This is a genomic window from Streptomyces sp. NBC_00683, from assembly GCF_036226745.1.
Taxonomy (GTDB): Bacteria; Actinomycetota; Actinomycetes; order Streptomycetales; family Streptomycetaceae; genus Streptomyces.
Window position 1 is genome coordinate 5563786 of record NZ_CP109013.1, and the last position, 13329, is coordinate 5577114.

8 protein-coding genes are annotated in these 13329 nt (G+C 74.1%); 4 read left to right on the forward strand and 4 right to left on the reverse strand.

All coding sequences use genetic code 11. From position 1 onward, the window contains the following. Positions 1 to 18: 18 nt before the first annotated feature. Both OG257_RS24880 and OG257_RS24885 read right to left on the reverse strand, forming a co-directional pair. A complete protein-coding gene (locus OG257_RS24880) occupies positions 19 to 4134 on the reverse strand; it encodes a hypothetical protein (protein ID WP_329210873.1) in 4116 nt (1371 codons plus the stop codon). Between the two features lie 60 nt (positions 4135 to 4194). Further along, positions 4195 to 5526 (reverse strand): MFS transporter, encoded by a 1332-nt coding sequence (locus OG257_RS24885; protein ID WP_329210874.1) that lies wholly within the window; start codon positions 5524 to 5526, stop codon positions 4195 to 4197. 48 nt (positions 5527 to 5574) lie between these two features. Here OG257_RS24885 and OG257_RS24890 point away from each other — a divergent pair, with 48 nt between their 5' ends. Next, positions 5575 to 6894 carry a GntR family transcriptional regulator gene (locus OG257_RS24890; protein WP_329210875.1) on the forward strand — a complete coding sequence of 440 codons (1320 nt, stop codon included), beginning with the start codon at positions 5575 to 5577 and terminating at the stop codon, positions 6892 to 6894. A 25-nt stretch (positions 6895 to 6919) separates the two neighbouring features. Here OG257_RS24890 and OG257_RS24895 read toward each other — a convergent pair whose 3' ends face one another. Continuing rightward, the gene (locus OG257_RS24895; RefSeq protein WP_329210877.1) at positions 6920 to 8359 is read right to left on the reverse strand and encodes a PucR family transcriptional regulator; all 1440 of its coding nucleotides are present in this window, start codon (positions 8357 to 8359) and stop codon (positions 6920 to 6922) included. Between the two features lie 121 nt (positions 8360 to 8480). Here OG257_RS24895 and OG257_RS24900 point away from each other — a divergent pair, with 121 nt between their 5' ends. From OG257_RS24900 to OG257_RS24910, 3 genes are all read left to right on the forward strand, one after another. Further along, complete coding sequence (locus tag OG257_RS24900) at positions 8481 to 9950, forward strand: sodium:solute symporter (protein WP_329210879.1); 1470 nt, start codon at positions 8481 to 8483, stop codon at positions 9948 to 9950. A 154-nt stretch (positions 9951 to 10104) separates the two neighbouring features. Next, on the forward strand, positions 10105 to 11082 hold the full coding sequence (gene speB, locus OG257_RS24905) for an agmatinase (protein ID WP_329210880.1): 978 nt from the start codon (positions 10105 to 10107) through the stop codon (positions 11080 to 11082). Further along, complete coding sequence (locus OG257_RS24910; protein WP_329210882.1) at positions 11079 to 12761, forward strand: thiamine pyrophosphate-binding protein; 1683 nt, start codon at positions 11079 to 11081, stop codon at positions 12759 to 12761. The genes speB and OG257_RS24910 overlap by 4 nt, the downstream gene beginning before the upstream one ends. 75 nt (positions 12762 to 12836) lie before the next feature. On the opposite strand, the gene OG257_RS24915 is transcribed toward OG257_RS24910, so the two are convergent. Beyond that, a complete protein-coding gene (locus tag OG257_RS24915; protein ID WP_329210883.1) occupies positions 12837 to 13199 on the reverse strand; it encodes a hypothetical protein in 363 nt (120 codons plus the stop codon). Positions 13200 to 13329: the final 130 nt, after the last annotated feature.

Here is a 13329-nt window from a genome sequence, read left to right on the forward strand (position 1 = left end):
CGGCTCGCAACAGCGGCGTCATGCCTTCGGCCTGGGCCGTGCCGCCCCCTCTGCCCAGGCGCGGGCGAACCGCTCGTGCGCGGGCGGTGGGACCGCGGCGGGGACTTCCACGGGATCCGTCGGCGCGGCGGGTGCCGGGCGCGGGGCCTTGGCGGCGGTCAACTCCTTGCGGACGGCGCGGTGATGGTCGAGGGACCAGGAATTCCAGCGGCGTACGGTGCGGTCGGCCGGGCGGTCGAAGGCATGCAGCTGGAGGTGGAGCGCGGCCGCGTCACGGCTGACACCGAGGGCCGCCGCCACCTCGTCCACCAGGTCCGGGACGCCGAACAGCGGGTTGGCCTCGTACTGGCCGGGCGGGACCGGAGTGGCGGCGGACCGGTCCGCCAGTGCGCGCAGGGCTGTGAGGAGCCCGGCGGGGGCGTGCGCGAGCCCGTCGACCAAGGCGCGGGCGCCCTGCGACGCGGGGTCTCCGACCGGGCGCTCGGCGAGGGCCCACGCGATGGCGGTGGCGGCGGCCCGGATCCCGTCGGCGTCCAGAGGTGCCTCGACGCGGCCGGAGAGCAGCGCCGTGGCCCACGTCTCCGGGAGGCCGTGGTCCGCGGCGAGGGCGGCGGCATGGCTGCCGTCGTCGGTGTACGGGGCCGAACCGAGCAACTCGGCCCAGACGGCGGCCATGCGTGCCGCGGCCGCGGTCGTCCCGCCGGGGGCCCAGAGCTCCGCCGGGTCGCCGGGCACAGCGGCCGCGAGCACGGTGCGCCTGCCGTCCGGGCCGAGCCGCCCCAGGAACTCGTCGTACGCGTAGGAGGTGGTCCGGTCGGCCTTGTACGGCTTGGCGCGGACCAGCTTGCGGTGTACGCCGTAGTCGTCGCTGCCGGCGAATCCGTCGAGGACCAGGGCGGCGATGGGGCGCGGTACCCCGGTGCGCCAGCGGAACAGGTCCACGGCCTCCTCGGGCACCGGCAGCGGGCCCTGTTCGGCGAGCAGGGCCAGCAGACGGGGGAGCCTGGTGGTGTCGTCGGCGGCGACCGTGTGCGTGGCGCACTCCTCGGCGTCGGCGGGCACCGGATCGGCGGCTCGCTGGAGGAAGGGGGCGAGGCCGCTTCGGACCGGCCCGGAGGCCACGGTGGCGCCGTTTGCGCGCAGTCCGGCGATCCGCTGCTCGGGAGCACGGCCGGTCCGCCAGGAGCCCCCGGCCTCCGCGAACGGCTGCCGGCTCCACACACCGAGCAGCGCCGCGAGTGCCTGTCGCTGCTCGTCGGGGGTGGCCGCGACCACGGTCCGCCAGGCCACGGCATCGATCCGGCCGGTCAGCACCGCCCACTCGGACGGCGGGGCGGGCAGGGCGAGCACCCGCACCTCGTCGTCGATCTCGCCGCGCAGGTACCGGCCGTCGGCGGCGACCGAGGTGAGGAGGGCGGGCTGCGGCTGCGGCTGCCGTTCCTCGTAGCCGCGCAGCTGGGGCAGCAGGCCGTGGAGGGCCGGGACGAGCCGGGTGTCCGGTGCCGGGTCGGGCAGGTCGACGACCGGCCCGGCCCGCATGACGGCGACCCGGTGGGACAGCTCCGTGCGGCGGCGCAGTACGTCGGCGGCGAGCCGGGCGGCACGGTCCACGCCGTCCCGGACCCGGGGGTCGGTCACTCCGGGCAGGGCGCTCCCGGTGCCGGGCCGCAGCAGTGCGCGTACGGCGGTGTCGGTGACCGTCCGCAGGGCATGGGACGAGGGCTCGTCGCGCGGGGTGAGGAAGTGCCAGAAGGCGGGCGGCGGAACCGGCCCGGCCGACTCGCCCAGAGTGGCGCGCCCCCGGGAGCTGTTGCGGCTGCCGGGGAAGCCCTGGACCTGCCAGAGCAGCGAGTTGTCGTCGGCGGCGTGGCAGCGGATCGTGGTCCCGCCGGTCAGGACGGCGTCCTCGCCGTCGAGCGGCAGGGCGAGGATGCCCCACGGGCGGCGGCCCCAGTTGCGGCTGCGGTAGGAGGCGGTACGGCCGTCGATGGACCTCAGCACGAACTCGCGGGGCGACGGACCCGCGTACGGCGTGCGGTAGTCGACCCGGCAGCCGGTGAGTGCGCCGTCCTGGCCGAGCGGGGAGGGCGGGGCGCCGGGCGGCAGCGCGGCGAGGATCCGGTGGTCGGGGAAGGGCTTCGTGCCGGGCGGGGATCCTGCGGGGTCGTGGAAGGCCGGCAGGGCGCGGTCGGTGAGGGGAGCACCGGTGGCCGGGTCGATGCGGCTCCAGCCGCCGCGGTCCTCGCTGAACACCGAGGTGCTCCAGAAGGCGTGGCCGTCGCTCATCTGGTAGTCGCGATGGCCGATGCCCTCACGGCCGCCCGCCCGCAGGACGCGCTCGCCGTCGAACCGCCCGCCACCGTCCGGGGTTTCGAACTGGTAGCCGAGGCCGCCCTGGATGCTGCCGCCGTAGGGGCGCAGCCCGTACGTCTGCTCCGGTTCGAAGGTCTCGTCGGGGCGGTCGGACCAGTAGGCGGCGCTGGGGAAGTTGTCCTTGTGCTCCTCGTTCCAGGCGACGAGGAACCGGCCGCCGACCCAGTACACCGTGTGGCCGAGTGAGCCTTCGGGCAGTTCCAGGGCGTGGTCGCTGCGCAGTCCGGCGTGGTCGACGGCGAGGGCGCGGGACTCCCCGTACACCGTGAGCACCGGCCAGGTGCAGGTGACGTGCACGGTCTCGTCGGACCGGAACCCGGCGAGGGCCCGGTCCAGGGCGGGCCAGCCCAGCTCCTCGGGCAGTCCGGCCCGCAGGGCGCGGGCCAGCGGGCCCGTGAGATCGAGGGCGTCCAGGGCCTCCTCGATGCCGTCCAGAGCGATGGCGGTGGGCCGGTCCAGGAGGCCGTGCAGCTCGTCGACGGCCTCGTCCGCGGCGGCGAGTCCCCCGCCGCGCAGGGCTTCGAGCAGCTTCTCGACGCGGGCGTGCACCTCGGCGGTGATGCCCGGGTTGTGCGGGAGCCGGCTGATGGCGCTGCCGCCACGGGCGCGGAGCCCGGCGTGCACGGTGCCTTCCAGCCGGGGCCCGAACACCGGGTCGGCGGCGAGCGCCTCGAGGTCGCGCTGGGAGCCGTCACCCCAGAACTCCAGGCCGATCGCAGCACCGGGGTCGTGGACGGGTATGCCCTCGGCGAGGCAGAGATCGAGCAGGTCGGCATCCAGATGCGGCCAGCGGTAGCGGTCCTCGTGCAGCCGGACCGGGCTGCCGCCCGCGCGCAGCAGCGGGGCGAACCGGCCGACCAGGTAGAAGAGTTCCGCGGGCATGGGCTGACGGGTCACCCCGCCGCCGCCGACCGTGCGGTGGGAGTAGCCGGCGGCGTACCGGCGCAGCCAGTCCCCGAGGCCGTCCTTCGGGACGATCCGTCCGGCCGCGGCCGCGTCGGCGGCGCCGCACGCGATGAGCAGCCGCAGCCAGGCCGCCGCGTCGTTCTTCGACTCGGGAAACAGGTCGAGGAGGGCGACGGCCTGCTCGTCGGCGGGCGGGTGCGCGGTGAGCGGGCCGACGGCCGCGTCGAGCAGCCGGTCGGGTACGGCCTTGCCGCGGGCCGCGGCCAGCAGCCCGCCCAGCACCCGGGCCTCCTCCTCGGTGCCGAGACCCGCCGCACGGGCCGAGTCCCGGACCCGGCGGGCCAGATCGGCGGGAAGCTCGCCGGGTGACGCCGCCCAGGCGGTCAGCAGGCGGACGAACTCGTGGTGCGCGTCGGCAGGTTCGAGGACCTCGGCCAACCAGGCCGCCGCACCGCTGAGTTCGGTGGCGGGCAGGGCGCCGAACCGGGCGAACAGCAGCAGGTTCGCCCGCCGCCAGTCGGGGTCGACCGGCAGCCCGTGGGTGCGTTCGGCGGCACGCGCCTGCCCGTAGGCGCGGCCGGCCGAGCGGCGGTGCGTCTCCAGCATCCAGTGGCCGATGGTGTCCCAGAACCAGGGCAGATGGGCGGCCGGCAGGCCACGGGCCAGGCGCTCCGCGTCGTCGACGAACCGGCCGGGCTTCTCCCAGGACCGGTGCCTGCTGCCGCCCGCCCGTTCCAGCGTGTCGCGGGCGTCCGCCTCGACACCCGGCCCCTGAGTGCGCGCCCAGTCGGCGTACGTCTCCGAGATGCGGTGATTGGCCGGGAGCGGGACGGGAGTTCCGGTGCTGCTGGTCATACGGACGATCTTGTCAGGTGCCACCGACAACGGGCCCGGGCCCCCTCGCGGGCAAGGGCGTCAGGAGCCGTCGGACTGCCGTACTCCCGCAGGCTTCGCGGCACTCGGCAGGGCCCGCACCGCGGGGGCGTCCGGGGCGGCCTTCGGCCGGACCAGCCGGTGCTGGGCCAGGCAGGCCAGCGCCAGGGTGGCGCCGAGCACCGGCCAGGCCAGCGCGCCGGCGCTCACCGCGGCCCCGACGACGACAGGCCCCAGGCTGCGCTGCGCCGACTGGGCCAGGCCGTGCACCCCGAGGTAGGCGCCCTGCGCCTCAGGAGGTGCGAGGGCGACGGAGAGTTCCCAGGAGGAGAGGGAGTGCAGGATCTCCGCCAGGGTGAAGGCGACGGCCGCGACGACGACGGCGCCGGTGGCGAACCAGGGGCCGCCTCCGGCCGAGGCCGCGAGCGCCACCCCTCCCGTGAGGAACACGGCACCGATCGGGACGAGCAGGCGTCGGGCCGCGGCGCGGGTCTCCCCGAAGCGGGACAGGGGGACCTGGAGCGCTATCACCAGAACGCTGTTGAGGACGAGGACGAGCGGTGCCAGCCCGACCGGGGCGCTGGTGGCGTGGACGATCCACAGCGGGAATCCGACCTGGAGCACGCTGTCGTCCAGGAACAGCCAGATCTCCGTACCGGTGAAGGCGAGATAGCGGCGGTCGCGCCAGGGTGTCGCCCCCTCGGGGCGCGCGACCGGAAGAGCATTCCCGTTGGTGGCGCCACCGGGTCCGGCGACGACGCGGCCGGGGGCGGGCGGCTCCGTGCACCGGAGCGTCAGGACCGCCATGACCAGGTAGGACGCGGCGTTGGCGAGCAGCAGGACCTGGTAGGCGAGGACGGTTCCGACCGTGAGTACGGCAGCGGCTCCCGTACCGCCCACGGCCCATCCGATGTTCACCGCGGTGCGCTGGATCGCCTGGTAGCGGACGCGTTGCGGGCCGGCCACGCGTGCGGCGAACAGTTTGGTCAGCACGCTCGACGCACGGTCGGGCAGCGCGCCCAGCGCCGAGTACAGGACCAGCAGCCGGAAGTCGTGCGTGGTCAGCAACGCGACCAGGGCCGCGCCCCTGACCAGTTGGGCGGCGACCAGGAGGCGGGTGACGGGGAAGCGGTCGGCCAGCCGCCCGGCGAGCGGGGGCCCGGCGATGCCGAGGACGCCGGACACCCCCAGCAGCAGGCCGATCTGAGACACCGACAGATGCGTGACGTAGACGAAGTAGAGCGTCGCCACGCCCATCCACAGGCCGGTGCCGACCTTGTCGACGATCGCGACCACCAGCATCAGCCGGCCGTCCCGGCCGCCCGGGACGGCCAGGCGCCGGACGAACGGGACGCGGCTCGGTGTCGGCTGCATCAGGATCCCCCCTTGACATGCATTTTGTATCGGTACAAACTTGCCTCTGTGGCAGAACAATATGGGATCACGGGTGGTACGGCCAGAGAGATTTCCGCCTCCGTGGAAGGCCGCGTGGCCGACGGCACGCTCCGCCCGGGCTCCTCGCTGCCCCCGGTGCGCCGGCTCGCCGAGGAACTGGGCGTGAGCGCCGGCACGGTGGCGGCCGCCTACAAGGAGCTGCGCGGGCGCGGGGTGGTGATGACCCTGGGGCGCGGCGGCACGGTGGTGGCGTCCGCTCCCGTCGTCACCTCGCGACGCCCTCCACGGGTGCCGTCCGGATTGCGTGACCTGGCGGGCGGGCACCCCGATCCCGCCTGCCTCCCGGTGCTGAACCCGCCCGCGCGCGTGGAGCCCGTGCCCGGATCGCACCGGGCCGCGCCCAGGCTCGCCGCACTCGAGGAGGCGGCCCGCGACTGGTTCGCCCGCGACGGCGTGCCCACCGGTTCGGTGACGTTCGCCCACGGGGCGCTGGACTGCATCGCCCGGCTGCTCTCCACCGAGCTCAAGCCCGGCGACGCCGTGGCCGTGGAGGATCCCGGCTTCCACCACCTCCTCGACCTCGTCCCGGCGCTCGCGCTGCGCATGCTGCCGGTGGCGGTCGACGACGAGGGCATCCGCCCCGAGGCGCTGCGGGCGGCCCTGCGCGCGGGGGCACGCGCGCTGGTGTGCAGCCCCCGCGCCCAGAGCCCGCTCGGCGCGCGGTTCACCGTCGGGCGCAGGGACGAACTCCTCTCCGTGCTCCGCGACTTCCCCGATGTGCTGGTCGTGGAGGACGACCACAACGCGGACATCGCCGGTGCGGCCGCGGTGAGCCTCACCTCCGGCGCACTGCCCCGCTGGGCGCAGGTGCGCACCGTGTCCAAGCACCTGGGCATCGATCTGCGCTGGGCCGCCCTCGCCTGCGACCCCGCCACCCTCGCGCGCCACGACGGCCGGATGCTGCTGACCTCCGGATGGGTCAGCCACATCCTGCAGACGACCGTGGCGGACCTCCTGACCGACCCGGCGGTGACCCGGCTGGTGGCCGGGGCCGCCCGCACGTACACCACCCGCCGGGACGCCCTGAGCACCGCGCTGGAGCAGCACGGCATCTCCTCCCACGGCGTGAGCGGCCTCAACGTGTGGGTGCCCGTCCGGGACGAGTCCGCCGTCGTCAACGGGCTGCGCACACGCGGCTGGTGGACCGCGGCGGGCACCCGTTTCCGTATCGCGTCCCCGCCCGGCGTGCGCGTCACCACCGCGACCCTCACCCCCGCCGAATCCCGCGTCCTCGCCCGTGACTTCGCGGACACCCTCGCGGAGTCACAAGCGGTGTACGGCGGTTAGGGCTGCCCGGTAGGGGCGGCGGCCGTCAGCGCAGCACCAGCCAGAGCTCCGCGCGTACGTCCATGTCGTCCAGGTCCGCGTCCAGCAGCTCCGCGCAGCGTGCGATGCGCTGGCGGACCGTGTTGCGGTGGATCCGCAGGGCCACGGCCGTCCGGTCCCAGCTGCCGTGCAGGCTCAGCCAGCACCGCAGCGTCTCGGCCAGGGGAGCGGTGAGCGGGGCCAGGAGGGTGCGGGCGTGGGCCTCGGCCCGGTCGGCGGGTACCAGGGCGGCCAGTCCTCCACTACCGGCACGGTGCGTGGCCAGCGGGGAGCGGGTGGCCTCCGCGCGGCCCAGGGCGCGGGCCGCCTCGGTGTCGGCGGTGGGCAGGGCCGTGGCGGGGGAGGGGGCGGACGCACCGAGGATCCAGCCCGGCTGCGCCGTCGCCCCGCGGTGGCCGGTGAGCAGGACCCGTACCGTTTCGCCGTGCGCGTCGACCAGGGCGGAGCCCAGCGACGCGCCGAGTGCTCCGGCGGTGAGCGGGTCGGGGACCGTGCCGTCCGCACGGCGGGCATGGACCACCGTCCAGGGTGCGCCGTCGTCCGAGAGGAGCGGGGCCGCCTCCTGCGGGGGTGCCCCCAGCAGCATCCGCACGAGCGCCGCCGAACGGCCCGCCGCGTCCGCGCCCTGGTGCGGGGCGGTCAGCAGGGCGAGCAGGACGACGGCGATCCCGGCGACGGTGTGGTCGCCGGGGTCGCGCCGGCGGGTCGCCAGGGCCAGGGCCAGCCCCTGGCCACCGCTCAGCGCGTAGGCGGCGAGCTGCGTGCCGTTCAGGGTGTCGGTCGCGGAAGCGGGGGAGGCCCGCCGGCCGGAGGAGACCACCCGGGACAGCTGGGCCAGGGCCGCCCGCTCCTCCGGAGGCGGATGGCCGCCCGCCGTGTGCAGCTCCGCGCCCTCCCTGGTGAGCAGCACCACCCGGCCCTCCAGCTGTACGGCGAGCTGGTGGAGCACCGCGGGTACCGGGTCGGGCCGGGCGGCTGCCGTCGCCAGGGCCTGCTGGGCGCGGGTCACCCGGCGCAGCTCGCGGTGGCGGGCCTCCGCCATCAGCCGCCACACCGCCCGCGCGATCGCCGTGAAGGGGGTCTGAGGGGGCACTTCCAGCAGCGGCAGACCGTGCCGGTCACATGCCTCCACCAGTGCCGCCGGCACCGTGTCGTGCACCGGCGCCACCCCGAAACCGAGCGCAGCCGCCCCCGCCTCCACCAGCCGGGCCACGTAGGTGTCCGGGTCGGTGAGCAGCACCCCGGCGCTCAGCAGAAGCTCGCCGCCGAGCAGGTACGGGTACGGGTCGGCCATCTCGGAGGTGTGCACCCACAGCAGATCCGCGTGGTCCGGACCGGCGATCCGGCGCAGCCCGAGTTCCTCCCTGGCCAGCAGCTCGGCCAGGGGGATGGGCGGGGTCGGCGGCCCGGCGGGGGAGTCCGGCATGGACGGTCCATCCATTCGAGGAGCTGGGAGTGGATGAAACGTACACTTCAGCGTCGGCTTCCGGCCACCTACCGTCTTCTCGACACACGCCCCGTGTATCGAGACGAGACGGAGGAAGCCCATGGCTGTCGACTACGCAGTGATCGTCGTCTATCTGGCCGGCATGCTCGCCATGGGCTGGTGGGGCATGCGCCGCGCCAAGTCCAAGAGCGAGTTCCTGGTCGCCGGCCGGCGGCTCGGCCCCTGGATGTACTCCGGCACCATGGCGGCGATCGTCCTCGGCGGCGCCTCGACGATCGGCGGGGTCGGCCTCGGCTACCAGTACGGGCTCTCCGGCGCCTGGATGGTCTTCACCATCGGCCTCGGGCTGCTCGCCCTGTCCGTCTTCTTCTCGGCCCGCATCGCCCGGCTGAAGGTCTACACGGTCTCCGAGATGCTCGACCTGCGCTACGGCGGCAGGGCGGGGCTCATATCCGGCGTCGTCATGTGGGCCTACACCCTGATGCTCGCGGTCACCTCCACGATCGCGTACGCCACGATCTTCGACGTCCTCTTCGACCTCGACCGCACCCTCTCGATCATCCTCGGCGGCGCCATCGTCGTCGCGTACTCGACGCTCGGCGGCATGTGGTCGATCACGCTCACCGACATGGTGCAGTTCGTCGTCAAGACGATCGGCGTCCTGCTGCTGCTCCTGCCGATCGCGGTCATCAAGGCGGGCGGCTTCAGCGAGATGAAGGCCCAGCTGCCCACCGAGTACTTCGACCCGCTGGGCATCGGCGGCGAGACGATCTTCACGTACGTCCTGATCTACACCTTCGGCATGCTGATCGGCCAGGACATCTGGCAGCGCGTGTTCACGGCCCGCAGCGACCGCACGGCACGCTGGGGCGGAACCGTCGCCGGTACCTACTGCCTGGTGTACGCGGTCGCCGGGGCCGTCATCGGCACGGCGGCCAAGGTCATGTACCCGAAGCTGCCCAGTGCGGACGCCGCCTTCGCGACCATCGTCAAGGACGAACTGCCGGTCGGCGTGCGCGGCCTGGTGCTGGCAGCCGCACTCGCCGCGGTGATGTCGACGTCCTCCGGTGCGCTGATCGCCTGCGCGACCGTGGCGAACAACGACATCTGGTCGCGGCTGCGGGGAGCGGTCAGCAGGGGGGACGGCGAGGAGCGCGACGAGGTGAAGGGCAACCGGGTCTTCATCCTGATCATGGGCATCGCCGTCATCGCCATCGCCATCGCGCTCAACAACGTCGTCGAAGCCCTGACCGTCGCCTACAACCTGCTCGTCGGCGGGCTGCTGGTGCCGATCCTGGGCGGCCTCCTGTGGCGCAGGGGCACGGCCGCGGGCGCGCTGGCCTCCGTCTGTGTGGGCGGCGTCGCGGTGATCGGGCTGATGGCGACCTACGGGATCCTCGCCAACGAGCCGGTCTACTACGGGCTGCTCGCCTCGCTCGCCGTGTACGTGATCGTCTCGCTGGCCACGAAGCCGACGGACGCCGCGGTGCTGGTCGCCTGGCGCGAACGGCTGGCGGGCCGCGGTGCGGAGGCCGAGCCGGCGCCCGCCCCGGAGCCGGCCACCACCTGACCCCCCTCGTTGTCCTCGATCGCCGGACGGGCCTGACCGCGAAGCCCAGGCCCGTCCGGCGCCCGAGGACGAAACCGTTTCCGGGGGGCCCGCACACCACCGCCTCCCGCACACTGGATACCGTACGAAAACCGAAGGAAAGGCACCCCGCCCCATGAGCAGCAACGAATCGCCGCGCGGCCCCATCGACTCCTCCCGCGTCCCGCGGTATGCCGGTCCCGCGACGTTCGCCCGGCTGCCGCGGCTCGACGAGGTCGGCACCGCCGACATCGCCGTGGTCGGCGTGCCCTTCGACAGCGGCGTCTCCTACCGCCCCGGCGCGCGCTTCGGCGGCAACGCCATCCGCGAGGCCTCCCGCCTCCTGCGCCCCTACAACCCGGCGCAGGACGCCTCCCCGTTCGCCCTCGCCCAGGTCGCCGACGCCGGTGACATCGCCGCGAACCCGTTCAACATCAACGAGGCCGTCGACACGGTCGAGGCCGCCGCCGACGACCTGCTCTCCACCGGCGCCCGCCTGATGACGCTCGGCGGCGACCACACCATCGCGCTGCCCCTGCTGCGTTCCGTCGCCAAGAAGCACGGCCCCGTCGCCCTGCTCCACTTCGACGCGCACCTGGACACCTGGGACACCTACTTCGGCGCCGAGTACACCCACGGCACCCCGTTCCGCCGGGCCGTCGAGGAGGGCATCCTCGACACCGAGGCGCTCTCCCACGTCGGTACGCGCGGCCCGCTGTACGGCAAGCAGGACCTCACCGACGACGAGAAGATGGGCTTCGGCATCGTCACCTCCGCCGACGTCATGCGCCGCGGCGTCGACGAGATCGCCGACCAGCTGCGCCAGCGCATCGGCGACCGGCCGCTGTACATCTCCATCGACATCGACGTCCTCGACCCGGCGCACGCCCCCGGCACCGGCACCCCCGAGGCCGGCGGCCTGACCTCGCGCGAGCTCCTGGAGATCCTGCGCGGCCTGTCCTCCTGCAACCTGGTCTCCGCGGACCTGGTCGAGGTGGCCCCCGCCTACGACCACGCGGAGATCACCTCCGTCGCCGCCTCCCACACGGCGTACGAACTCACGACGATCATGGCCCGCCAGATCGCGGCGGCCAAGGGAGCGCAGGGCAAGTGAGCCACGACCACGACGACCGGCCCAGGCTCACCCCCGCGCAGGCCGAGGCGGCCCTGAACCCTCCGGCCGGACGCAACGGCGGAGACCTCGTGGTCGAGACCCTCCAGGGCCTCGGCGCCACCACCGTCTTCGGGCTGCCCGGCCAGCACGCGCTCGGCATGTTCGACGCGCTGCGGCGCTCCTCCCTCGCGTACATCGGGCTGCGCGTCGAGAACAACGCGGGCTTCGCCGCCGACGCCTACGGCCGGATCACCGGGGAGGTCGCCCCGCTGCTCCTCTCCACCGGACCGGGCGCGCTGACCTCCCTCGCCGCACTCCAGGAGGCGGCTGCGGCGTCCGCACCCGTGCTGGCGATCTCCAGCCAGATCCCGACCGCCGGTCTCGGCGGCGGACGCCACGGCTACCTGCACGAACTCCGCGACCAGAAGGCGTCGTTCCGCGACATCGTGAAGTCCGTGCACACCGTGCGTACGGCCTCGCAGATCCCCTCAGCGATCGCCGCCGCCTGGGAGTCCGCGCTCACCGCCCCGCACGGGCCGGTCTGGGTGGAGATCCCGCAGGACGTGCTTCTCGCCGAGACGGTCCTGCCGGTCGTCAGCGCACTCGACGCGACCCCGCGGGAGCTGTACCCGCGCCCCGAACTGACCGTCGCGGCGGCCCACCTGCTGTCGAACGCCGAGCGGCCCGCGATCATCGCGGGCGGCGGAGTCGTACGGTCCGACGCGACCGGCAAGCTGCTCGCGCTCGCGGAGAAGATCAACGCCCCGGTCGTCACCACGTTCGGCGGCAAGGGCGCCTTCCCCTGGGAGCACCCGCTCTCGCTCCGGTCCTGGCTGGAGGACCGGCACACCACGGACTTCCTGGAGTCCGCGGACGTGCTGCTGGTCGTCGGCTCCGGGCTCGGCGAACTCTCCTCGAACTACCACACGTTCGCTCCCCGCGGCCGGGTCGTCCAGATCGAGGCCGACGCCGGGAAGCTGGAGTCCAACCACCCCGCACTCGGCATCCACTCCGACGCCCGCGAGGCCCTCGACGACCTCCTGGACGCGGTGGAGGCCCGCGAGGACGCGGCCGCGCCCGAGCGCGTCGCGAAGGTGCTGGGGGCCGTCCAGGACAGGATCGCCGCCCAGGACCTCACCCTGGAGCAGCAGGTGCTCGCCTCGGTCCGCGAGGCACTGCCCGACACCTCGCCCAGCTTCTGGGACATGACGATCCTCGCCTACTGGGCCTGGTCCGCCTTCGACGCCCGCCACCCCAACACGATGCACTCGGCGCAGGGCGCGGGCGGCCTCGGCTACGGCTTCCCGGCCGCGATCGGCGCAGCGGCGGCCGACCGTACGAAGCCCGTACTGGCGGTCTCCGGCGACGGCGGCGCGATGTACTCGATCGCCGAGCTCGCCACGGCGCGGCAGTACGACCTGCCCGTCACCTGGCTGATCGTCGACGACGGCGGCTACGGCATCCTGCGCGAGTACATGACCGGGGCCTTCGGCGAGGCCACGGCGACGGAACTGACCCGGCCGGACTTCGTCGCCCTGGCCGAGTCCTTCGGGGTCCCCGCGGTCCTTACGACGCCCGAGTCCCTGGCCGCCGACCTGGGGAAGGCCCTGGCAAGCCCCGGCCCGTCGGTGGTCGTGCTCCCCGCCCTGCTGAGGATGTTCGAGCCGACGCACCTGTGAGCACCTGACGTCCGCGTACCCGGGGGAGCCGTGCCCCGGGTACGCGGACGGTCGTGTCTTCGGGCAGGCCGGCGCCTACAGCGACCGAAGAGCCTTCTCGATCTCGGCCTTCTGGGCGTCGGCGCCGAGCTGGAACTGCTCCCGCTGCCCGGCGTCGAGGGCGAACGGAGGTTCCTTCCGCGTCGGCAGGAGATCGGGGATCGACCGGAAGAGCACCGCCGCCTCCGCTCCGTACCCCTTGTTGTGCGCAGTGACCAGGTACTTCCCGACCCGCCACAGATGATCGTTGAGCACCTTCGAAGGTGATCTCAGGATGTCCTTCACCGTCGCGGGCCGGCCCAGCGAATGATGCGGTCCGTCGCTGCACTTCTGCAGCGCCGCCAGTGCCGCGTAGAGCTGTCCGCAGCGGTATGCCTCCGCGTGCCCGCTGTTCGGCATGGAGCCCCCTGTCCGCGTCGTCACCCGTCGTCCCCGATGCCGGTCAGCGGACATGACTACCCGGTCACCCGCCGGCCGAACCCGCCCGCCCCCGGCGCGCGGAAGCCCGGCCAGGGCGCCCGGATCGCCA

Coding starts and splice junctions, on each gene's coding strand:
- OG257_RS24885 (WP_329210874.1), bottom strand. CDS start 5,526: ATGCAGCCGACACCGAGCCGCGTCCCGTTCGTCCGGCGCCTGGCCGTC.
- OG257_RS24915 (WP_329210883.1), bottom strand. CDS start 13,199: ATGCCGAACAGCGGGCACGCGGAGGCATACCGCTGCGGACAGCTCTAC.
- speB (WP_329210880.1), top strand. CDS start 10,105: ATGAGCAGCAACGAATCGCCGCGCGGCCCCATCGACTCCTCCCGCGTC.
- OG257_RS24900 (WP_329210879.1), top strand. CDS start 8,481: ATGGCTGTCGACTACGCAGTGATCGTCGTCTATCTGGCCGGCATGCTC.
- OG257_RS24895 (WP_329210877.1), bottom strand. CDS start 8,359: ATGCCGGACTCCCCCGCCGGGCCGCCGACCCCGCCCATCCCCCTGGCC.
- OG257_RS24880 (WP_329210873.1), bottom strand. CDS start 4,134: ATGACCAGCAGCACCGGAACTCCCGTCCCGCTCCCGGCCAATCACCGC.